21 protein-coding genes and 2 tRNA genes are annotated in these 22,263 nt (G+C 38.9%); 1 reads left to right on the forward strand and 22 read right to left on the reverse strand.

The window, feature by feature from the left end; genetic code table 11:
* Positions 1–188 precede the first annotated feature (188 nt).
* On the forward strand, positions 189–1,748 hold the full coding sequence (locus tag P9M13_05825) for a recombinase family protein (GenBank protein MDP8262801.1): 1,560 nt from the start codon (positions 189–191) through the stop codon (positions 1,746–1,748).
* On the opposite strand, the gene P9M13_05830 is transcribed toward P9M13_05825, so the two are convergent.
* The 22 genes from P9M13_05830 to P9M13_05935 form a co-directional block, all read right to left on the reverse strand.
* Positions 1,737–1,814: transfer RNA gene (locus P9M13_05830), tRNA-Glu, on the reverse strand. The genes P9M13_05825 and P9M13_05830 overlap by 12 nt on opposite strands.
* Positions 1,815–1,900: 86 nt before the next feature.
* Positions 1,901–1,973: transfer RNA gene (locus tag P9M13_05835), tRNA-Lys, on the reverse strand.
* A gap of 24 nt (positions 1,974–1,997) precedes the next feature.
* On the reverse strand, positions 1,998–2,558 hold the full coding sequence (gene frr, locus P9M13_05840) for a ribosome recycling factor (protein ID MDP8262802.1): 561 nt from the start codon (positions 2,556–2,558) through the stop codon (positions 1,998–2,000).
* Between the two features lie 37 nt (positions 2,559–2,595).
* Positions 2,596–3,312 carry a UMP kinase gene (gene pyrH, locus P9M13_05845; GenBank protein ID MDP8262803.1) on the reverse strand — a complete coding sequence of 239 codons (717 nt, stop codon included), beginning with the start codon at positions 3,310–3,312 and terminating at the stop codon, positions 2,596–2,598.
* A 21-nt stretch (positions 3,313–3,333) separates the two neighbouring features.
* Positions 3,334–3,954, reverse strand: coding sequence for a translation elongation factor Ts (gene tsf, locus P9M13_05850; protein MDP8262804.1), 621 nt, complete (start codon positions 3,952–3,954; stop codon positions 3,334–3,336).
* A gap of 12 nt (positions 3,955–3,966) precedes the next feature.
* On the reverse strand, positions 3,967–4,809 hold the full coding sequence (gene rpsB, locus P9M13_05855) for a 30S ribosomal protein S2 (protein ID MDP8262805.1): 843 nt from the start codon (positions 4,807–4,809) through the stop codon (positions 3,967–3,969).
* A 256-nt stretch (positions 4,810–5,065) separates the two neighbouring features.
* Entirely contained in the window at positions 5,066–5,758 is a 693-nt protein-coding gene (locus P9M13_05860) for a lysophospholipid acyltransferase family protein (protein ID MDP8262806.1), read from the reverse strand.
* Positions 5,748–7,580, reverse strand: a complete 1,833-nt coding sequence (locus P9M13_05865; protein MDP8262807.1) for an ABC transporter ATP-binding protein — start codon at positions 7,578–7,580, stop codon at positions 5,748–5,750. The genes P9M13_05860 and P9M13_05865 overlap by 11 nt, the downstream gene beginning before the upstream one ends.
* Before the next feature lie 4 nt (positions 7,581–7,584).
* Positions 7,585–8,709, reverse strand: coding sequence for a lipid-A-disaccharide synthase (lpxB, locus tag P9M13_05870; protein MDP8262808.1), 1,125 nt, complete (start codon positions 8,707–8,709; stop codon positions 7,585–7,587).
* Between the two features lie 168 nt (positions 8,710–8,877).
* Positions 8,878–9,825: a Gfo/Idh/MocA family oxidoreductase gene (locus tag P9M13_05875; GenBank protein MDP8262809.1), complete on the reverse strand. Its 948-nt coding sequence runs from the start codon at positions 9,823–9,825 to the stop codon at positions 8,878–8,880.
* A gap of 13 nt (positions 9,826–9,838) precedes the next feature.
* On the reverse strand, positions 9,839–10,642 hold the full coding sequence (lpxI, locus tag P9M13_05880) for a UDP-2,3-diacylglucosamine diphosphatase LpxI (GenBank protein ID MDP8262810.1): 804 nt from the start codon (positions 10,640–10,642) through the stop codon (positions 9,839–9,841).
* Between the two features lie 83 nt (positions 10,643–10,725).
* Positions 10,726–11,496, reverse strand: coding sequence for an acyl-ACP--UDP-N-acetylglucosamine O-acyltransferase (lpxA, locus tag P9M13_05885; GenBank protein ID MDP8262811.1), 771 nt, complete (start codon positions 11,494–11,496; stop codon positions 10,726–10,728).
* Between the two features lie 27 nt (positions 11,497–11,523).
* Positions 11,524–12,843 (reverse strand): bifunctional UDP-3-O-[3-hydroxymyristoyl] N-acetylglucosamine deacetylase/3-hydroxyacyl-ACP dehydratase, encoded by a 1,320-nt coding sequence (locus tag P9M13_05890; GenBank protein ID MDP8262812.1) that lies wholly within the window; start codon positions 12,841–12,843, stop codon positions 11,524–11,526.
* Positions 12,840–13,880, reverse strand: a complete 1,041-nt coding sequence (gene lpxD, locus P9M13_05895) for a UDP-3-O-(3-hydroxymyristoyl)glucosamine N-acyltransferase (GenBank protein ID MDP8262813.1) — start codon at positions 13,878–13,880, stop codon at positions 12,840–12,842. The genes P9M13_05890 and lpxD overlap by 4 nt, the downstream gene beginning before the upstream one ends.
* A 48-nt stretch (positions 13,881–13,928) precedes the next feature.
* A complete protein-coding gene (locus tag P9M13_05900) occupies positions 13,929–14,441 on the reverse strand; it encodes an OmpH family outer membrane protein (protein MDP8262814.1) in 513 nt (170 codons plus the stop codon).
* 38 nt (positions 14,442–14,479) lie between these two features.
* Positions 14,480–16,765, reverse strand: a complete 2,286-nt coding sequence (gene bamA / locus P9M13_05905) for an outer membrane protein assembly factor BamA (GenBank protein MDP8262815.1) — start codon at positions 16,763–16,765, stop codon at positions 14,480–14,482.
* Positions 16,766–16,877: 112 nt separating this feature from the next.
* The gene (gene dnaB / locus P9M13_05910; protein ID MDP8262816.1) at positions 16,878–18,266 is read right to left on the reverse strand and encodes a replicative DNA helicase; all 1,389 of its coding nucleotides are present in this window, start codon (positions 18,264–18,266) and stop codon (positions 16,878–16,880) included.
* A 180-nt stretch (positions 18,267–18,446) separates the two neighbouring features.
* The gene (gene rplI / locus P9M13_05915; GenBank protein MDP8262817.1) at positions 18,447–18,896 is read right to left on the reverse strand and encodes a 50S ribosomal protein L9; all 450 of its coding nucleotides are present in this window, start codon (positions 18,894–18,896) and stop codon (positions 18,447–18,449) included.
* Positions 18,897–18,951: 55 nt separating this feature from the next.
* Positions 18,952–19,203 carry a 30S ribosomal protein S18 gene (rpsR, locus tag P9M13_05920; GenBank protein ID MDP8262818.1) on the reverse strand — a complete coding sequence of 84 codons (252 nt, stop codon included), beginning with the start codon at positions 19,201–19,203 and terminating at the stop codon, positions 18,952–18,954.
* 38 nt (positions 19,204–19,241) lie between these two features.
* Positions 19,242–19,691 carry a single-stranded DNA-binding protein gene (ssb, locus tag P9M13_05925; GenBank protein ID MDP8262819.1) on the reverse strand — a complete coding sequence of 150 codons (450 nt, stop codon included), beginning with the start codon at positions 19,689–19,691 and terminating at the stop codon, positions 19,242–19,244.
* A 24-nt stretch (positions 19,692–19,715) separates the two neighbouring features.
* Positions 19,716–20,357 carry a 30S ribosomal protein S6 gene (gene rpsF / locus P9M13_05930; protein ID MDP8262820.1) on the reverse strand — a complete coding sequence of 214 codons (642 nt, stop codon included), beginning with the start codon at positions 20,355–20,357 and terminating at the stop codon, positions 19,716–19,718.
* 218 nt (positions 20,358–20,575) lie between these two features.
* The coding region (locus tag P9M13_05935; protein MDP8262821.1) for an autotransporter-associated beta strand repeat-containing protein at positions 20,576–22,263 on the reverse strand (1,688 nt) is incomplete at its 5' end.

The following is a 22,263-nucleotide window of genomic DNA, read 5'->3' on the forward strand; positions in this document are numbered from 1 at the left end:
AAAAAGGGGGCAAAGAAAAGCCGAGCCAGCCACGGCGAGGCAAGTGGCACGACCTAGTGCCACACATTACTGCGACTGACGTTCAGGAAGGAGCAGAGTATTACTTCATTGGGATAGCATAGCCCTGCGAGAGCAGAGCGCTCTGCAAAGTAGAGCGATATGCCGAGCGGGCGGAGGGATTGATTATTATGAAGATTGGTGTATATACAAGGGTGTCTACTGATTTACAAGTCAGACGAGGTGAGTCGTTAGATGAACAGGTTGACGAAGCTCGTTCATATTGTAAATACAAGGATATATCTATTGTTCAAGTATACCGTGAAGAAGGAAAGTCCGGGAAGAATATTGATCGTCCGGAGTTAAAGAAGCTCCTAAGGGATTGCAAGAAAGGCAAGATCGATACTGTTATTGTAAAGAAGTTGGATCGCCTTAGCCGTTCGATATTGGACTTTGAAAAACTATTACGGTTCTTTGAAGAATATAAAGTAACACTTATATCGTTAAGAGAGAGTTTTGATACATCAAGCCCGATGTCACGAGCCGCGGTAAGGATAGTATTGGTCTTTGCTCAGCTCGAAAGAGAACAGACATCAGAAAGGACACGTGACGCTATGGTCTTTAGAGCTAAAAGAGGTATATGGAATGGCGGACATCTCCCATTGGGATATAATCTAATCCCCAAGAAAGGACTTGCTGTTAATAAAGAAGAAGCGCCCATTGTTAATCTTATCTTCGAGAAATATATAGAGTTAGCTTCGTATGTTAAAGTTGCAAACTGCATAAATGATCTTGGGTATCGCACAAAAAGTTATAAGGCAAAGAAAGGTCAAGAAATAGGCGGTGTTAAGTTCATTGATACACATATAGCAAGGACAATACAAAATCCCGTTTATATTGGTAAGATATCTTATAAAGATGAGCTGTTTTTGGGTAAACACGAGGCGATCCTCTCAGAAGACATATATAATCATGCTCAGGAAATCAGAAATGAGAATAACCGTAGGAATGGAAGCATTAAGAAAGTGAATAAACACAACTTCTTATTAGAAGGTTTAATTTACTGTAGTGAATGTAATAGTCAAATGACACCAAGATACTCGCGCGGTAAGTCAAAAAGATACTTTTATTATGCATGTACAAAGGCTATTCATAGCGGGAAAGATACCTGTTCTACCAGAACTATTAGTGCACCTGCTATAGAGCAACTTGTATTAAACAGGATCCGCAGTCTTGTAAATGATGATGAGGTATTCAAAGAGGTAATGTCACATAATGATGAAGATAATCGGCGGTTTATTAAAGAGCTCAGGGAATCCGATCGGGGTATTGATGTAAAGATAGCTTCTATTGATAAAAAGGTCAGTATGGTAACAAATACCTTTAGTGAGGTAATAGCACAGGATAAAGAGCACGTAATAGCCAATGAGCTTAATAGATTAGATAAGGAGCGGAAGGATCTAATTAAAGAGCGCAATGATGCGCGCATTAAGGCAAACGATATCGAGAGTCAAACCATAAGCAGAGATGTTGCACGTAATGGTCTTAAGGCATTTACTGAGGCATACCGTCCATTATCCCCATATGATAAGAAACGTGCGATGACTGAGCTTATCCATAGTGTTGAATATGGGAAGGATAGGGTAAGCATACGTTACTACGTATTAGACGATACAGACGTTATTATAAACAAAGAAGGCGCTGCTAATCATCGAAATGGTTTCGCAACGCCTCCTACTTGGCGACCCTAGCGGGATTTGAACCCGCGTCGTCGCCGTGAAAGGGCGATGTCCTGGACCGGGCTAGACGATAGGGTCTTAAACTCATACTCCATACGGAGTTTTGCATACAGCAAATAATCAATCATATTCATTTGTGTATGCACCGGACATTACAAAATATATGAGCCGCCTAGGACTTGAACCTAGCACAGCCACATTAAAAGTGTGGTGCTCTACCTGATGAGCTAGCGGCCCAATATTTTATCTTAATCCTAAAGATCAGACCTGCAGGATTTCTTCTTCTTTTCCTGCAAGCATTTCATCTATCTGCTTAATACAATTATTTGTTTTGTCCTGAACGATCTTTTCATTCTTGAACATATCATCTTCAGTTATTTCGTGTGATTTTTCTAATGCCTTTATCTGCTCGTTCGCATGACGTCTTTCACTGCGTATCGCCACACGTGCTTCTTCAGTCATTCTCTTCGCAACTTTATCTAAATCTTTTCTTCTCTCTTCACTCAGCTCAGGTATACGTATTCGAACAAGCTTACCATCAATAATCGGATTAAAACCAATGTTTGCTTTTTTTATCGCTTTATCAACTTCAGCGGCTGCGGCAACATCCCATGGCTGTATAACGATCAATCTCGGCTCAGGCGTTGTAATACCTGCAAGCTCTTTCAAACGTGTCGGCGTACCGTAATAATCTACTTTAATATTCTCAACTAACGCACTTGACGCTTTACCCGTATGTACGGTTAAAAACTCGCTTTTTAAAAACTCAAGCGATTTATTCATCTTGCTTTCCATCTCATCTAGAACTTTTCTTACCGGCATATTAACCTCCTTGGTACCTATGCCCTGCTGCCTTATGTTAATTGGCCACTATTGTACCAATTTTTTTCCCTAACACAACAGATTTTAGATTATCTTTTTTAAACATATTAAAAACTACGATAGGTATCTCATTATCCATGCATAGTGAAAATGCTGTCGAATCCATTATCTTCAGTTTTTTCTTTATCGCGTCCATGTATCGAAGCTCATTGTACATCACTGCTTTCGGATTCTTCTCCGGATCAGCATCATAAATACCATTAACTCTTGTAGCTTTTAAAAGAACATCTGCATTTATTTCGTTTGCTCTTAGTGCAGCTGTTGTATCTGTCGTAAAATAAGGGTTACCCGTTCCTGCAACAAAAATAACCACTCTATTCTTATCAAGATGTCTTATGGCGCGTCTTCGTATAAACGGTTCTGCCACTTGCCTCATCTCGATCGCAGTAAGTACTCGTGTCGGAACCTTTATTTTTTCGAGTGCGTCTTGTACCGCAAGACCGTTTATCATGGTTGCTAGCATCCCCATGTAGTCGGCTGTTGTGCGATCCATACCGCTTTCTTCAGCCGCTAAACCTCGAAATATGTTTCCACCCCCTATTACTACGGTTACCTGTACTTTCAGCTTCCAGATCTCTTTAATAGATACTGCAAATGACTTACATACAGAGTGGTCTATACCATAACCTTTTTTACCCTGCAATGCCTCGCCACTTAACTTTAAAACGATCCTCTTATATACAGGTTTTTTCATAGAGCAACAGTTTTTTTATTACTATTCTTTTCCTACCTGAAATCGTGAAAATCTGTTAATAATAATATTTTCACCGATTTCAGTAATTTTTGATGTAAGGAGTTCTTTCACTTTTACAGATGTATCTTTAACAAAGATCTGATCCAAAAGACAAAATTCTGAATAGAACTTTTCCATTTTGCCGTCTACAATCTTTTCAATTACGTTCTCAGGTTTTCCGGTCACTTGCTCAGTAAAGATTTTTCTTTCCTTTTCTATTATGTCTTCAGGAACTTCTTCACGTTTAACATATTTCGGATCCGATGCAGCAATCTGCATAGCAATATCTTTCACAAATGCCTGGAAATTTTCATTTTTAGCAACAAAATCTGTCTCACAGTTTATTTCAACCAAAACACCGATTTTCCCGCCCATATGCAGGTACGAACCAATAATACCTTGGTTTGCTGTACGGCTTGATTTTTTTGCTGCTACTGCAATACCTTTTATCTTTAATATCTCCATTGCAGTGTTTATATCGCCTTTTGCTTCTTTAAGCGCATTTTTACAATCCATCATACCAACATTGGTTTGATCTCTTAGCTCTTTTACTTTCTCTGCGGGAATCTCCATAACAACTCCTTTATCATCTATGCCCTTCATGCGGACTGGCACTTATTCTTTTTCTTCTTTTTCAACCTTCTTAGTTTTCTTCTTTGGCTCTTTGCTTTCTTTTCCATCTTGCTTTTCTCCTGCCGATTCAGCTACTGCACCTTCTTTTTTATCGGTTTTTTCCTCGACAGATTTTCCGTCATCCTTTTTTGTGTAATGCGCCGATGCTTTACCTTCGAGTATTGCGTCAGCAAACACTGATGTCAATATACGAACCGATTTCATAGCATCATCGTTTCCTGGCACACAATAATCAATTTCTTCAGGATCAGAATTCGTATCAACAATAGCAACAATAGGTATACCTAGTTTCTTTGCTTCAGCAACGGCTATTTTCTCTTTTTTGGGATCAATGATGATCACTGCTTTCGGCAACACCTTCATCTCTTTTATCCCTTCAAGATTTTTGCGCAATTTGAATAACTCGTGCTTTATTGACGCCGCTTCTTTCTTTGGCAAAAGATCTAATGTCCCGTCTTGCTCCATCTGTTCGTAATTTTTATATCGTTCGATACTTTTACGTACCGTTTGGTTGTTGGTCAAGAAGCCACCTAACCATCTCTCGTTGATATAATACATACCGCATTTTGTCGCTGCGGCAATCACTGCTTCTTTTGCCTGCTTTTTTGTGCCGACAAATAAAACAGGCTGTTCCATATTTCCTACGCTCTTCAAAAATTCATGCGCTTCAGCTAGTTTTACCATTGTCATTTGAAGATCAATAATATGTATATTGTTCTTTGCTTCAAAGATATACGGAGACATCTTCGGGTTCCATCGTTTTGTCTGATGGCCAAAATGCACTCCCGATTCTAATAAATCTTTAATAGATACTGTTAAAGCCAAAATACATCCTCCTTCTCTAATGGTGTATGCATACGCATACTGCCAGACACCGAAACAATGAATAGAAACCTTCTATACCGTTTTCTTACTGTTTACTGCCGATGTCCGGAATCCAGCTTCTATTCATCACGCACAAGCACACGCAAGCACGGAACGTAAATGCTATACTAAAACATAGTTTTTTACAAGTTTTTTTTGATTTTATTAAGGATTTCTGCAAGCTACTTATATTAGGGTATTTATGTGTGGGGAGTGTTTAGTATTTTTCTTGTTCTATCCCCAGGGAGGCACAGCCTTCATCGATTATTTTCAAAAGTTCATTTCTTAATTCTATTGCCTTTTCATCTTTAACCCGCTCAGAATCATCACGTGATACTATTACTGGTTTGCCATATACCACCACTCCACGAGTAAAGGGCATGGGAAGCACCATGCGATCCCAGCTTCTCAAGACCTTTCTCCTGGTAACCTCATAGGATATCGGAACAATCGGATATCCGGTAATTTGAGCAAGGGTAATTATCCCTTGTGCCACGCTATAGACTGGACCTTTTGGTCCATCGGGAGTGTATCCTGCATCGTATCCAGACCGTAACATTCTTATCATCTCTTTAAACGCAGCTTTACCACCACGGGAACTTGATCCGCGGACTGTTGCAAGTCCATACCTATGGATTATACCACTGACAATCTGCCCATCTTTACTCCTGCTGATCAAGGCGGCAAGCTTGCCATTACGATTTATCAATGTCCGATAAATGTGAGGCATCATGATAAGACGATTATGCCAAAATGCAAAAATTACATTCTTCCCCTTTTTAACCTGATCTGAAATAAATTCGTCATTAATCGGTTTTAAGCGAATTGATTTTGCAACACACGATAAAATTATAAAACCAAGTGCAGGAAGAGTACGATCAATAATAAAATTAGAGATTTTATTTAACATTGTCTTTATTTACATTTGAAAACTGGAGGTCGTAAAACTTTTTGTACACCCCAGCATGGGTTATCAGTTCATCATGCCTGCCCATTTCAGCAATTGTTCCGTCATCCAAAGCAATAATAGTATCAGCATGTTGTATTGTCGAAAGCCGATGCGCAATTACCAATACCGTTCTGTGTTCCATTAATTTATCAAGTGCTTCCTGTACTAATCGTTCAGATTCAGTATCAAGCGCACTCGTTGCTTCATCAAGGATCAATATCGCCGGATTTTTTAGAATTGCTCTAGCTATAGTTATGCGCTGTTTTTCGCCACCGGAGAGCCGAGCGCCACGATCACCGATTACAGTGTCATACTGGTCAGGAAGGTTCATGATAAAATTATGAGCATTAGCTATCTTTGTCGTTTCAACAAGCTTATCGAAACTTGTCTCAATATGACCGTATGCAATATTATTTTTGATCGTGTCATTAAAGAGTATTGTTTCCTGAGTTACAATCCCGATATTTTTGCGCAATGATTCAATCGATAGATCTCTAATATCACACCCGTCAATAGATATGGCACCTTTCGTTACATCATAAAAACGCGGAAGAAGGTTCACCAACGTCGTTTTGCCCACACCGCTAGATCCGACAAAAGCAATTATCTGCCCCCGCTTCACCGAAAAATCAATATCCGATAAAACAGCCTCGCCCTTTTTATAGGAAAAAGATATGTCTTTAAATGCAATTTCATTTTTCAGTGTTTCAAGCTCTATCGGATTTTCTTTTTCAACAACTGATGACTTTGCATCAAGTACTTCAAACACACGTTCACCCGCTGCCATACCCTTTTGTATCGTAACATTAAGTTTTGCGATCACCTTTAATGGCTTTACCATTGATACAAGCGCCCCTAAAAACAGAATAAATTGTCCAAGTGACATAGCACCGCCCAGAACACGTCGTGAACAGTAGTACACAACAAAAAGTGCAAGAGTGATACCTGCTATTTCTGTAAGTGGCCCTAAAAACGCTTCACGTTTAGCTGCTTTAATCATTATTTTAGCAAAATGGTTTGCAATCTGCCTAAACCGTGATATTTCATATTCTTCCATTGAAAATGCCTGAACAACACGTATACCAGAAAATGTTTCCTGTAAAATTGAATTCAAGTCACCTATTGTTTCTTGTGACTGTTTACTGAGTTTCCGTAATCGTTTACCCACCTTTAGTACCGGATATGCAACAACGGGTAAGATCACCAACGCAACCAAGGCAAGCTTATAATCAATTACTACAATAATCGTTGTATATAAGAGTATCTGCATTGCATCTTTGAGTGATGAAGCAAATCTTCCAGAAAGAAGTTCTAGAAGAATATTTACATCGTTGGTGATTCTCGCCATCAAAACACCAACACGTTCCTTAGAGAAATAATCCATTGAAAGATATTGTATTTTTGCATAAATGAGTACTCGAACATCACGGGTTGCATTTTGCCCAATATATTCCATAAGCACTTGTTGTATATAATCAAAGACAAGCTTAAGACAGGTTACAACAAAGAAAAAACCCATCATGATATTTAAGAGGGCTATTCTATCAAAACCGTTTAAATAATTGAGGATCTCATAAAATTGCTCCTTACCAGGAAATGGCACGGCTGTCGTGAAGGTTATTTTTTTACCACTTAATACACCGTCAACCAAAGGCAAAATTGTCATTATTGAAAAACCGCTAAATATCGTGAATAGAATGAGACACACCATCGCTATAATAAATATCGCCAAATACGGCTTAATAAAACCAAATAATCTTTTAATAGTTGTTTTTTGTGTCATATTATTATCCTAACATTGTAAGAACAACATCCGCGGCACGTGCACTTGCCCCGGGACGCCCAAGTTTTTCTTTTACTTTTCCTAACTCTTCTTTTATTTGTGCATATTTGTTGCAGTCATCAATGATATCTTTTACTTTAGAAGAAATCAACTCTGGTTTTGCATCAAATTGAATATATTCATCAATGATCTTTTTTTGCGCTATAACATTTACGAGCCCAATATATGGGATTTTAATCAAAAGTTTTGCTAAAAACCACGTTATAACAGCAACTTTATATATTATTACCATAGGTGTAAGATAAAAAGCAGTTTGTATAGTCGCTGTCCCGGAAGCAACCATGCACACCTTTGACACCTTCATAACATTGCATACATTGTCTACTATCTCTACATGCACAGTGTGCTTACACATAATATCTGGAACAATATGCCCTAAAGCCTTCTGATCATACGCTATAAAAAACCTGGTGTTTACATTCGTTTTTTGTAATAGTTCAGCCGTTTCCAACATTATAGGAAGATTTTTTTTTATCTCAGTTTCCCTACTACCCGGGAGTATCCCTACAATACAATCATCACTTTTAATACTATGTTCTTTTACGAAACTTTCTTCCAAACCTTCTTTCATACTATCAATTAATGGATGTCCCACATAGGTTACCGGCACACCTGCTTTTTCATAAAGATCCTTTTCAAACGGAAGTATCACAATCATATGATCTACACATCTTTTTATTTTTGTAATCCTTCCTGGAGCCCAGGCCCATATCTGCGGACTGATATAGTAAATTACCTTTACACCTTTTTTCTTTACCGCTTCAGCAAACTTTAGATTAAATCCGGGATAATCGATAAGTATAACAACATCAGGTTTTTCAGTATCAACAAACAAAAGGAGAGAATTAAAGACTCGTTTCAGTTCACGGTAATGCTTAAGGACCTCAACCGAGCCCATAACAGCCTTTGATGCAAGGTCATACAAAAGCGTCGCACCTGCAGCTTTAAGTTTTTCGCCTCCGGCTGCAAATACTCTCACGTCATTTTTCTTAGCACATATTTCTCTAACAAGATGTGCCCCGTGCATGTCACCGGACTGTTCACCGGCTATAACTAGTATTTTTTTCATAATTTTAACAACTATTATTAAATTCCAAACACTAATATCGAAATACTAAACAAATCTAAAATTCAAATTTTCAAATGACCAAAAATTACTATTAAATTATTGTTAGTTTTGGATTTTGATATTTGATATTGTTTAGAGATTAGATATCAGTATTTAGTGTTTAAGTTTTTAAACTATTCCACGTTCTTTCATTAATTTTTTCTTTTCACGTATTTGTGCTATTATCTCCATTGCAACTTCAAGCGCATGCAAACCATGTTCTCCTGTCACAAGTGGAACCTCATTTTTTTTCACACTTTCAATAAATGACTGTATTTCAGATTTAAGCGGTTCATCTTTTTTGAGAGGGATTTTCTTTCTTCGCACCTTTGCATTATTCATAGTGTATATATATCCATTCTGATTTTGATAATCAAGTGAGATATATGCTTTGTTTTGGAAAATTCTTATTTTTCTCATTTCTTTATTACCAATCTTACTTGCTGCAATATTTGCGACACAACCATTCTCAAATTCAATACGTGCGTTTGCAATATCATCATTCTCGCTTACGACATTTATTCCGACTGCTCTTATTTCTTTTACCGGTGAAGGAACAAGATTAAGAAGAATATCAATATCATGAATCATTAGATCAAGCACTACACCAACATCTGTTCCTCGCGGATTATAGGGGCACAAACGATGCACCTCTACAAACATCGGATTAAACACAATGTCTTTCACTGCGCGAATAGCAGGATTAAACCGTTCAATATGACCAACCTGCAACACAACATCTTTTTCTTTTTGCAGTTTTACTAGTTTCTCTGCCTGCTCTAATGTTTCTGTAATAGGTTTTTCAATTAATACGTGCACACCCGAGCACAACAACTTTTCAGCTATTTCAAAATGTGCCGGTGTAGGCACAACTACATTGGCAACATCAACAGTATCTAAAATCGGCTCTATCGATGAATAATATTGCACATTATGTTTCTTAGCAACCTTATTTCCACGGCCACTATCACTATCCACAACACCTACTAGCTCCACATCTTGAAGTTCAGTATATACACGCGCATGATGCCGGCCTAAATGTCCCACTCCTATTACTACAGCTTTTAATTTTTCCATTGTTCATCCCGCCTTATATTGCAACAAGTGCTATCTTCGCACTATCTGCTGCTTGCATTATCTTTTCCTTATCAATAAGTATTGTTTTTTGCGCTTCTATTGCACAACAATCAATCTTTGCTTTTTTGAGGACTTCTATCGTTTCAACGCCGATAACCGGAACATCAAAACGCATGTCTTGAGAAGGTTTTGCGACTTTTATCGCAACAGAATGTTTCTTTCCATAATGTCCACCGCGAACCAATGTTTCGTCCGTTCCCTCAAACGCTTCTACAGCCAAAACAGCCTTATCTTTAACAACAACGGTTTGCCCGATATCAAGCCCTGATATCCCCTTGGCAATTGTGTATCCAAAATCAATATCTTCTTGCTGGGATTTTGTCGGGATTGTTTTTGTCAAAACACCTTTATCTGGCATACCTGTCCCCAGCCAAGGAGGAAGCTCCAAAAGGGTGATACCATCTTTTTCTAGTTCATCTGCTATTGCGCCCAATATACTGTCAGCACGTCTATCTTTAAGCTTTGCAACCATTCCTATCATACGTAAATCAAATTTGATATTACTAAATATAAGTGTATGCTTAAGCTTTCCTGCCATTACCGCGCGACTCGCGGAAGCATCTTTAAAAAACCGAATCATTGTATTAAGTTGCCCGACACCGATCCATTTAAACTGGTCAACTTTTTCTTCAATTTCTGGATCGGTATGACCGTGGAACCCGACTGCACAGATTTTAGATACACCACGGGCACGTGCCCCATCAATCACCATGAAGGGCAATTGGCCCCATCCTGCTATTAACCCTAGTGTTTCCATACCTTATACGTACTCTTTCTTGTATACTTAAACAGTTTTGTTTGGTTAGATTCTCTTGCCACAGTGAATGGATACATCAAAGGTTAAGGCCTGCAAATGCCTCGTTCAGATTTATTAACAAACTGAATAAATTCTTTTACTTCGGGTAACTGTGGAAGATCTGATAGCTTCTCTAATGCCTGTTTCGTATTGAGATCTGAACGGAAAAAAACTTTGCATACATTCTTTAATGTTCGTTGTGTTTCTAATGTATGTCCTTTTCGTTTCATGCCAACAGAGTTGATACCACGCACTACCGCAGGATGTCCATCAGCCATCATATAGGGAGGAATATCTTGTACAACTTTTGAACATCCGCCAACAATTGATAGTTTTCCTATACGACAAAATTGATGTATAGCAACAAGCCCACCAATAATAGCTTGATCTTCAATGGTTACACATCCGGCAAGTGTACCAACATTGGCTATAATAACATTATTGCCCACAATACAGTTATGAGCAATATGCGCATATGCCATAATATGACAATTATCACCAACAACTGTTTCCGTTCCTTCACCCGTTGCGCTATTTACGGTAACGTTTTCACGTATCGTTGTTCCTGATCCAATCTTTACAAATGTTTTTTCACCTTTAAACTTCAAGTCCTGTGTAATTAAGCCGATTGCCGCACCAGGAAATATTGTGCAGTTCTGGCCAATCGTTGTGTATCCATCGACAACAACATGTGATATAAGAGTTGTTCCGTCTCCTATCTCAACATTTTCTCCCACAGTACAGAAAGGTCCAATGGTTACATTGTTTCCAATTTTCGCATTTTTATGCACAACAGATAATGTATTAATATTCATTTTAATATCCTACCTCTATTACAGCACCTACTCATCGACAAATGCAAATGTAAGATCAGCTTCAGATGCTAATTCTCCGTCAACAAAAGTCTGTGCATGTACTTTACCGATTTTACTTTTCATCTTTAACACACTCACTTCAATGCGCAACTGATCTCCAGGAATAACTGTCCTTCTGAATTTTGCGTTATCAATTGCCATAAAGTACGCATTTTTTTTCTCGTCTTCGCGTAATTTCAACATCAAAACACCGGCTGTTTGCGCCATTGCTTCTAACTGCAGTACACCAGGCATTACCGGGTTTCCCGGAAAATGACCATTAAAGAACTCTTCATTTACCGTTAAATTTTTATATCCTATAATTTTCTTTTCGTTATCGGTTTCAATGATTCTATCTACCATAAGAAACGGATATCGATGAGGCAATATCTTCTTTATCTTATTGATATCAAGCGGCACCTCAATCTCTTTTTTTCCAGACACCGACGGGGCTAAAACCGAAGTCTTTTTCCCATATTTCTTTACAAGCCTTTCAACAAACTTCACATTAAGGGCATGCCCGCTTTTTATCGCAATTATATGCGCTTGTATTGGTTTTCCAAGCAAGTATAGGTCCCCGATAATATCTAATATCTTGTGCCTTGCAAATTCATCATCAAACCTAAGATTCTCTTTACTAAAAACACCGTCATCTCCGATAACAATCGCGTTATCAAGGCTTCCACCCTTTATGAGCCCTTTATCCATTAATTCTTCTACTTCGTGATAAAAACAAAATGTTCTGGCAGGCGCAATTTCTGTATCAAATATCTCTGAAGTAATAGGCATTGCTACATACTGTGATTTGAGAAATTTATGGTTAAACGATATGGTGCACGATACTTTGAACTCATCAGCAGGAAGAGCAACTATTGAGTTATCACCATCAACAAAACTTATTGGCTCAGTAACGACAAGGCAATCTTTAGGGGCATCCTGATCAACTATTCCCGCTTCTTTGATCATAGTGACAAAAGGTATCGAACTACCATCTCCAACAGGTAACTCCGGAGCATTCATCTCAACGAATACATTATCAATACCAAAACCGGAAAGAGCGGCAAGCAAATGCTCTATTGTGTGCACCTTTGCTTCTCCGACACCAAGTGTTGTCCCTCGCCTTACATCAACGACGTTCTCAACGCACGCTTTTATTTGAGGACTCCCGTCGAGATCTTTCCGTATAAATACAACTCCCGTATTTACCGGTGCAGGTTTACACGTTATATTGGTGTATGCACCCGTGTGGAGACAAATTCCCGAATAACTTGCTTCCCTTATAATTGTTTTCTGTTTCTGTGTCGTCATGTCTCTTTACTTCCTTTTTCTTGAAGCTCTTTTACTTTCTTATCGAGTTGATTAACTTTATCGTATAACTTACCGAGCCTGTTAGTCATCGCAACATTCTTTTTAAACTTCATGTGATCCACTGCTGGAGCGCCAACAACAATTGCACCAGCGGCAATGTCTTTTGTTACGCCTGCTTGTGCTGCAATTATCGCCCTGTCACCTATTGAAAGATGCCCAACTGCGCCGGCTTGGGCCGCCATAGTCACATAATTACCCAATGTTGTACTTCCTGCAATACCTGAATGCGCAACTAATATACAATGTTCGCCAACCACCACGTTGTGTGCAATCTGTACAAGATTATCTATTTTTGTTCCTTTTTTGATAATGGTCTTATCAAAACGAGCTCGATCAATAGTTACATTTGCTCCGATTTCAACGTCATCCTCAATCATCACCGTGCCAATCTGAGGAATCTTTATGTGCTTACCTTCTCTCATAACAAAACCAAAACCATCACTACCAATAACGGTACCGCTATGGATAACCACTCGCTCACCAAGAATTGTTCGTTCCCGAACAACAACATTTGGATAGATAAGGCATCCGGGACCTATTTCTGAATAGTGCCCTATATAAGTTCCGGCGCCAATAACGGTTTTGTCACTAATAGTGCATCCGTCTTCAATCACGACATGCGCTTGTACGCACACATCTTGACCGAGAGTTACATTCTTACCAATAACTGCTGTAGAATGCACTCCCGGTGTATAGACTATTTTAGGTGGCCCCATGAGCTCTATCACTTTAGAAAATGTCAGAGATGGGTTATCGCACCTGATATGAGCAAGCTTAATATCCGGAATATCACGCCCCACAATAATCGCAGATGCCTCAGTTGTTTCCAAAAGCGGCATATATTTCTGATTTGCAAGAAATGTAATATCTCCGACATGTGCTTCTTTTATACCAGATACACCCGTTACAGATATATCCCCGTCACCGCTTAACTCAGCACCGATAAGCGCTGCTATTTCACTTAGTTTTTTTTGCATGTGCTCATATCCTTCATAAAGAAATTAAACACTAACGAGATACAATATTTATTTACTACCCTTATTAAGTATCTCTAAAATACTCTCAGTAACGTCAGCACCGTCTTTTTTGTATACAAGAACATCACTGATAAAAATATAATCATATCCTTCTTTTTTACCTTTTTCCTCAATTACTTTCGTGATTTCGCCAATAATATCTTTTCTTAGTGTCAGTAACTTGTCGCGGATTTCGCCAACAGTATCTTTTTCAAAATCTCTTAATTCTTTGATCTTTTCTTTGATAATCGCTTCTTTATTTCTTCTTGCCTGATCGCTTAGAAGTTCACTTTCCTCTTTAAGCTTATTGATTGATGCAACCATCTTTTCTGCTTCAGCTCTTTTTTTCTTTTGCTCTTCCTGTAATTTAGCGTTAGCAGTCTGCGTTTTTCCGTATTCATTGAAACATTTTTCCATGTTTACATAACCAATTTTGCTTTCAGCAAAACTTGAGCTCACGCACAAACCAAAAAGAAAAACACCCACACATGCGGCAATTATCATATTCCTTACTTTAAACATAAATACCTCCCTTTCTTATATAAACTGTTATGTTACTATTAAAATCTTGTGCCCATATTAAACGTTATTTCTCCGTTACCTTGCTTTGTTTCTTTATCAGTGTATACGGGATATCCATAATCAAGCTGTACAGGACCAACAGGAAGATTAAGCCTTACACCACACCCAATAGCACCATTCATCTCGCCTAAGTCAATATCACCCGTTGTACGAAACACATTACCTGTATCAAAGAAAAATGCACCGCGAATAATAGAAATTATAGGGAAACTATACTCGGCAGATTTGAATATTTCTACATTTCCACCTATTGGCTCACCGAAAGAATCTTTTGGTCCCACTTTTCTATACTTAAAACCTCTGACAGAATTCGCACCACCCATAAAATACCTATCAAAGATTGGAACAAACTCCGAACTACCAAACTCCTGAACGATACCAAGCTCACCTACAAGACGCAATACATGCGTATCAAAAAAAGAGAAATATTGAGCAAACCTTCCGGTACATTTCGCAAAATTTGTGGTCCCACCAAGGCCGGCAATATCACCGATTAAGAGCACCCTGAATCCTTTTGTCGGAAAGAAGAAACTGTCGCGTGTATCATAATCAAGTTTTCCTGTTACCTTACTGACACTGCGTGTTCCATCTTCTCTTTTTAGTTCATCAGATGAATCTTCATCGACATCGATCTTAACCTCTTCTAAAGTATAAATAAGATCACCACGCAAAAACGGCATAAGCGATTTAGCAGCGCGTAGATCAAATCCGATCTTTTGTTCATCGTACCGGCTACTAAGATACGTCCTATTTGCAACATACGCATCAAAACCACCGGCAATTCTTCGATCGAACATATAGGGCTCAGTAAAACTTATTATTCCTTCCTGTCTTTCATTACCCGCTTCTACGCGAAGTCTCATTTTTTGTCCCGAACCAACAAATGTAGGAAAATTCATAAAATCAAAATTACTTTGTGACACTTCGGCAAAACCGACCAAACTGTCAATTGAGCTAAATCCTGCGCCAAAACTTAATTCACCTGTTTTCTTTTCCTCAACAGTAAACACAAGATTTTTCTTGTGTTGAATCCCTGTGGGCTCGTAGTCAACGCTCACATTCTTAAAATAATTTAAGTTTTGCAGACGTTGTTGACTGCGCTTAATTCTCAAGCTATCAAATTTTTGTCCGGGTTTAGCCAATATTTCACGTCTTATAACTTTATCTTTTGTCACTAAGTTCCCGCGAATATCGATTTTTTCTATATACGATATATCATCCTCTTGGATGCTGTATGAAATATCCAGCTTCTTTGCTTCATAATCTATAACGGTATCGGACCGTACCTTTGCATCAATGTATCCTTTTGAGAAGTAAAAATTTTCAACTGTTTGTAAATCGTTGCGATAATCACTAGGAATAAATGTTTTTCCCGTATGCATTTTTAACCCGGTTGAAATCGCTTGTGTGGGAAACTTCTTGTTTCCTTTAAACATAATCTTATCAATAATGTACTGCTGTCCTTCATCTATAGAAATAGTAATGTAAAGTTCTGCATTATCTTCTTTATACATTCTTTTTACATCTTTGATCTTCATATCAATGTATCCCTTTGATACATAAAAAGCCTGTATCCGGTCAAGATCGTCCCGAAATATATCCTCTTTCAAATAGCCCGGCCTGAAAAACCATCGTGGTTTTGTTTTCATAAGCTTCCGAATTTGCTTATCTTTAAAAGCTGTTACACCCTCAAAAGATACCTTTTTTACATACATCTTTTTACCTTCAATAATAGTAATAAAGAGTATTGCTCGACCTGTATTTTCGTTAATGCTCACCTTGTATGATAACTTAACCGAATAATATCCCTTATCTTCATACATCTTCCTTATTGCTTGCATATCTTTCTTGATATTTGCTTCATCAAGAATCTTATGCACTTTTGTTTTCATGTGCTCCATTATTTTATCAGTCTTAAAGACCTTATTGCCTTGAATAACAACATCTTTTAAAAACGGTTTCTCCCGGACAATAAATGCAACCTTTACCCCATCAGCGAAATCTTCAATGTCGATACTGATATTCACAAAATAACCCAGTGTATACAGTCGCCTTAAATCATAATTTGCAACATTCTGAGAAAACGGTCCACCTACTTTTGTTTTAATTCTGCTCAATATAACGGCATCATCAACTGACCTGTTACCTAAAACAATAATTTCTTTTACGATAGACCCCGACTTTTCATCCGCTGCATAGAGCAAGCCCACGCTCATGCAGTGCGCCGTAACAGCCACTACCAAAAAGAGAATAATTTTTTTCACGTAAGAGTCCTTTCTCAACATATAAGGATTTTTATGCATAGTTATTAAAGTCAACCCTGCTATCGATCAACGTATCAGTTTATCAAAATTGCCTATAAATGCAACAGTGTAATCATTGATCTTCAAATGATTCAACTTCTTCCCTATCAATGTAATCGTCAAACCGTGTATATTCTTCACGAAACGCCAGTCGAATCTCGCCCGTAGGACCATTACGCTGTTTTGCAATAATGAGATCAGCTGTACCGGGAGAATCTTCCCTGTCGTAATATTCACGCCTTGTAAGAAGCAACACTACGTCTGCATCCTGTTCAATAGCCCCTGATTCTCGCAAATCAGATAGCTGCGGCCTGTGATCTGGTCTTGACTCTACCGCTCTATTTAACTGGCTTAACACAACAACGGGAACTTGCAGTTCACGTGCAAGCGCTTTTAACGCTTGTGAAATGTCTGACATTTCCTGTTGCCTGTTCTCCGATCTTCGACTCGACCCTGCTACTAACTGAATATAGTCAACAATGATAACTTCTATTTTTGCTTTCATCTTAAGACGTCGCGCCTTTGCTCTTAGTTCCATAACTGAGATACTTGGTGTATCGTCAATATAAACCGGCGCTGTTGAAAGCTTTCCTGCGGCATTAACTAAATCTGGAAAATCACTCTCGCCGAGAAACCCGCTTCTTACTTTATGGGCATTCACCCGTGCAAGAGAACAGAGCATTCTCATCACGAGCTGCTCTTTAGACATTTCCAAACTAAATAATGCAACGGGCTTTTTTTCGCGTATACCAACATGCTCGGCAATACTGAGCGCAAGTGACGTCTTACCCATTGAAGGTCGGGCGGCAAGAATAATAAGATCTGACTTTTGTAGTCCTGACATTTTCTCATCAATATCGGCAAAACCAGACGGCACACCTATGATTCTGGTTTTTTTATTGTACAGATTCTGTACCGTCATAACGCTTTCTTTTATAAGGTCTTTTATGGGCACAAAATCGTTTTGAATTCGTTTCTCAGAAATATCAAAGATTTTCTTTTCAACACCATCAATAAGATTATTGACTTCAATATCTGTCCTATAACAATCAGATATTATTTCGCTGGAAGACATTATAAGATTGCGCAATATTGCTTTTTCATTGACCATCTGGACATACGTCTCAACATTCGCAGCGCTTGAAACAACATCTAAAAGAGACGTGATATATGAAGCTCCTCCCGCTTTCTCAAGCTCACCTTGCGCTTTAAGCTTTTCTGTTAAGGTAATAAGATCAACGGGTTTATTTTCTTCATATAGCGCCAAAATCGCGGCATATATTTTCTGATGAAATGATTTATGGAAACTTACTGAGGTTAACTTATAGATAATGTCCGAGACCGTATTCTCGTCAAACAGCATAGCACCGAGAACGGCCATTTCCGCCTCAATATTTTGCGGCGGGAGCTTATCAGGCATTATTTTCTGTATATTGGTAACATCCTGCACGGTTGAGGACATGATGCTCGACTCACTTCACTCTATTTACCCCATTAGAAACAAAACTAATTTCTACTGGAGGTATACATTTCAATATCACTAAAGGCACCCGTCTCTCACGGGTTTACTTAAAAGGACAGCAATGATATAGGACAGCTTATATAGATGCAATAAATACATTTCACACCATCTTGAAGAGCACTATCCTTTATCTTTGATAACCCACACCTTCAAGTTAGCATCTATTTCACTGTGCACTTTTACCTTTACGGTAAACAATCCCAACGCTTTAATTGGCTCAGCTATCTCAATCTGCTTCTTATCTATTTGAACACCCTCATTTACTAATGCTGCAGCAATATCCTGAGAAGATACCGAACCATACAATGCATCATCTTCACCTGATTTTGCAGTAATGGTGCACGATAATTTTGATATTTGATCAGCTAAAACTTTTAGCGCTTCAACTTTTTTCTGTTCTTCCTCTTCACGTTTGCGTTTAATTACTTCTAATCGCTTTATATTATCCGGCGTTGCAATAACCGCGAATTTTTGTGGAAGAAGAAAATTGCGAGCGTATCCGTCTTTTACTTTTACAATATCCCCACTTTTTCCAACTCTCTCTACATCTCTCGCTAACAGAACTTCCATTTTCTACCTCCCTACTTTTACTTTTGTGCGTCTCTCAATCAATGATTACTTACCGTTACTTTACAACATACGGCAAAAGAGCCATATTTCGCGCTATTTTTATCGCATTCGTCATTAGCCTCTGATGGTATGCACAATTACCGGTAATTCTGCGCGGCATTACTTTCCCCCGTTCAGTCATGTGCCTTTTCAACAAACTAACTTGTTTGTAATCAACATCATCTATCTTATCGACACAAAACTTGCATTTCTTCTGCCTGAATACTTTAAATTTACTACTTTTCTTTCTTGGTTTCGTTTTCAACATAGCTTCCCCCAATCACCTATCTATTTCATATCTTACAGTTAAAATGGTATATCATCATCCTCGCGTGATGGACCTTCTGCAACCGCTGATTCATCAAGAGGGACGGATTCATCATGCTGCTCATCGTATCCTGTGCTCATTTTTTCTGAGCCCCCCTTAGTTCCGCGACTCAAGAATTGTACACTTAGCGCTACTACTTCAATAGTATTTCTTTTTTGCCCATTTTGTTCCCATGAGCGATTCATGAGTCTACCCTCTACCAAAACAGGTGAACCTTTTGTCAGATATTCTTTACACGATTCAGCAACCTTACCCCACACAACAACACGAATAAAAAGAGTTTCTTCTTTTCGTTCGCCATTCTTTGTTGAATAATACCTATTCACCGCTAACCCCAGATTCGCCACTGCAGCGCCTGATGATATGTTACGCACTTCAGGATCACGTGTCAAATTACCCGCCAAAAAAACTTTATTTAAATTAACCATGCTTCATTTTCCCTGTTAGTAAGTTTATGTTGCAGTATTAGTGCTCTGGTCTTCTTTAGCTACTTCTTCTTTAGGTGCATCCTCTTTTGGCACCTCTTCTTTGGGTGCTTCTTCTTTAGCTGCTGCTTCTTCTTTAGGTGCCTCTTCTTTGACTACTTCTTCTTTACTTACCGCTTCCTTGACTACTTCTTCTTTAGGTGCATCCTCTTTTAGTACCTCTTCTTTGGGTGCTTCTTCTTTAGGTGTTTCTGGAGCCTGTGCAACTGGCCTACTTGGAGCACCATACGATCTTTCTCCATATGATCTCTCACCATATGATCTCTCGCCATATGATCTTTCAGCCGGCTCTTCAACAAATGTCTTTATCGGTGAAAAACCCTTTTTATCCCGGTCTACAAACATATATCTAAATACACTATCATTTAATTTCAGTTTTGGATGCAACTTGATAACGGCTGTACTATCTAAAAAGAAATTAATAAGCACGTAGTACCCGTCTATGCATTTTTTAATTTTATGAGTCAATCTTCTTTTACCTAAGTGTAACGTTTCCTCTACTGAACCCTTATTATTAGTAATATCTGTTTGAATCTCTTTAATAAGAGCTTCGATATCGTCCTTTTGTAAGTTTGGGTCTAAAATAAAAATACCTTCATATGCTTTCAAAACACACACCTCCATTTATTAATTCTCATTTTCTTGCGTACACTACACATTCCCGCATAAGCGAAAGGGTGCAGTTATATCACTTTTCACTATAATATACAAGTTTTTTTTAGGAAATTGGAAACGGTTCTATTTTTTATCACTCTATTACTAATTTGTTCTCTTTTCAATAAAAAAGCAGAACCGTCCCCGATTTGATAAACAACGGGCTTTATTTGTCATATTGTTCTTACAGCTTTTTTCCTAATCCATCCGCCAAGTAACCCCAAAAGACCTATACCAAAAAGCGCGTATGTAGACGGTTCAGGCACCGCGGTAAATGTTAGATTGATATCATTTCCGCTCTGACTGATACCAAAAGCCCCGCCGCCAAGGGCATTTGTAAATAAAGCGCTGTCAATATCAAACTTATCGGCAGAAAAACTTGTAATTCCGGTAGAAGCAGTTGCTATAACCCATAAATAATCTTGAAGGTTATTAAAGTTAGAAGCATCAACCTCCATCGTTGATAGATCAAGATTAAATTTACTGCCTGAAGTCGCTGTTATACTAAGTCCGCCTGTAATATCAAGCCAATCCCAGCCGAGACCCAAAGGGGCCCCTTTTAAACCTGTGGCTTTATTAATCTCCCAAAGATAGGTGCCTCCACTTTCCCATACAGCAGCACCGGAATTCAGCGTCCCCGGACTCAATCCAGGAGAAAAAGTACCGCCGCTTGCAACAACAACATCTCCAACAGTTCCTGAACCAATCAGCGTACCCCCGCTGTTAATTGCAACCGCGCTGTCAGCAATGGTGCCGGTTACAGACAGTGTTCCAATATCAATCGTAGTTGCACCCGAATAGGTATTCGCACCTGAAAGTGTAACTGTTCCCGCGGCAGTCTTAGTCAATGCACCAACTCCCGCGAGTATCGCGCTTATCGTTCCGCTTTCAACAGCATATGAACTGCCTGTCAAAACACCTGACGTTCCTGTAATTGCACCGCTCGTTAATGTTACAGCTGCTACTGTGTCATCGTAGTTAACAATATCAAGTGTCCCCCCTGAAACTGTAATTGCACTGCTGTTAGAAAGGACATTACTGGCTCCGTATTTTAATGATCCCGCACTTACTGTTGTCGCACCAGTATAGGTATTTGCCCCTGATAATGTTACTGTCCCTATATCGCTTTTTATCAATGCTCCAGATCCACTGATAACACTCGAATATGTACCACCACCCATTTGGCTGAACTTTACTGTCGCGTTATTTGTTATATCTCCCTGCAAACTTGTTGTCGTTCCTTTGAGTATTCCTCCACTTACCAGTGTTCCTCCCGAATAGGTGTTTTGACCCGAAATTGTTGTCTCTCCAAAAGCGCTTTTTATTACTACTCCTGTTCCACTGATTATGCTTGAACATGTTATTGAGACCATCACATCTATAAACTCCACTGTCGCATTATTTGTTATATCTCCTTGCAAACCTCCGGTTACGGTTGTTTCGAGTGTGCCTCCACTTACCGTTGTCCCACCCGAATAGGTATTTTCCCCTACTAATGTAACTGTTCCCGCGGTAGTCTTAGTCAGCGCACCACCTCCCGCGAGTATCGCGCCTATCGTTCCGCTTTCAACAGCATATGAACTGCCTGTCAAAACACCTGTTGTCCCTACAATATCACCGCTTGTCAATGTTACAGCAGCTACTGTGTCATCATAGCCGACAATATCAAGTGTCCCCCCTGAAACTGTAACTGCACTGCTGTTAGAAAGGACATTACTGGCACCGTATTGTAATGATCCTGCACTTATTGTTGTACCGCCAGTATATGTATTTGTACCTGAAAGTGTAACTGTTCCCGCGGTAGTCTTAGTCAGCGCACCACCTCCCGCGAGTATCGCGCCTATCGTTCCGCTTTCAACAG

This window comes from Candidatus Ancaeobacter aquaticus (assembly GCA_030765405.1).
Taxonomy (GTDB): domain Bacteria; phylum Auribacterota; class Ancaeobacteria; order Ancaeobacterales; family Ancaeobacteraceae; genus Ancaeobacter; species Ancaeobacter aquaticus.

Excerpts from the sequence above, each read along its gene's own strand:
- frr (MDP8262802.1), bottom strand. The coding sequence starts at position 2,558 with ATGCCGGTAAGAAAAGTTCTAGATGAGATGGAAAGCAAGATGAATAAA.
- rpsR (MDP8262818.1), bottom strand. The coding sequence starts at position 19,203 with ATGTTGAAAACGAAACCAAGAAAGAAAAGTAGTAAATTTAAAGTATTC.
- P9M13_05860 (MDP8262806.1), bottom strand. The coding sequence starts at position 5,758 with ATGTTAAATAAAATCTCTAATTTTATTATTGATCGTACTCTTCCTGCA.
- P9M13_05890 (MDP8262812.1), bottom strand. The coding sequence starts at position 12,843 with ATGACGACACAGAAACAGAAAACAATTATAAGGGAAGCAAGTTATTCG.
- P9M13_05825 (MDP8262801.1), top strand. The coding sequence starts at position 189 with ATGAAGATTGGTGTATATACAAGGGTGTCTACTGATTTACAAGTCAGA.
- lpxA (MDP8262811.1), bottom strand. The coding sequence starts at position 11,496 with ATGAATATTAATACATTATCTGTTGTGCATAAAAATGCGAAAATTGGA.
- ssb (MDP8262819.1), bottom strand. The coding sequence starts at position 19,691 with ATGGTTAATTTAAATAAAGTTTTTTTGGCGGGTAATTTGACACGTGAT.
- P9M13_05900 (MDP8262814.1), bottom strand. The coding sequence starts at position 14,441 with ATGTTTAAAGTAAGGAATATGATAATTGCCGCATGTGTGGGTGTTTTT.
- P9M13_05865 (MDP8262807.1), bottom strand. The coding sequence starts at position 7,580 with ATGACACAAAAAACAACTATTAAAAGATTATTTGGTTTTATTAAGCCG.
- dnaB (MDP8262816.1), bottom strand. The coding sequence starts at position 18,266 with ATGTCCTCAACCGTGCAGGATGTTACCAATATACAGAAAATAATGCCT.
- lpxD (MDP8262813.1), bottom strand. The coding sequence starts at position 13,880 with ATGCAAAAAAAACTAAGTGAAATAGCAGCGCTTATCGGTGCTGAGTTA.
- P9M13_05875 (MDP8262809.1), bottom strand. The coding sequence starts at position 9,825 with ATGGAAAAATTAAAAGCTGTAGTAATAGGAGTGGGACATTTAGGCCGG.
- rplI (MDP8262817.1), bottom strand. The coding sequence starts at position 18,896 with ATGGAAGTTCTGTTAGCGAGAGATGTAGAGAGAGTTGGAAAAAGTGGG.
- tsf (MDP8262804.1), bottom strand. The coding sequence starts at position 3,954 with ATGAAGGGCATAGATGATAAAGGAGTTGTTATGGAGATTCCCGCAGAG.
- pyrH (MDP8262803.1), bottom strand. The coding sequence starts at position 3,312 with ATGAAAAAACCTGTATATAAGAGGATCGTTTTAAAGTTAAGTGGCGAG.
- lpxI (MDP8262810.1), bottom strand. The coding sequence starts at position 10,642 with ATGGAAACACTAGGGTTAATAGCAGGATGGGGCCAATTGCCCTTCATG.
- lpxB (MDP8262808.1), bottom strand. The coding sequence starts at position 8,709 with ATGAAAAAAATACTAGTTATAGCCGGTGAACAGTCCGGTGACATGCAC.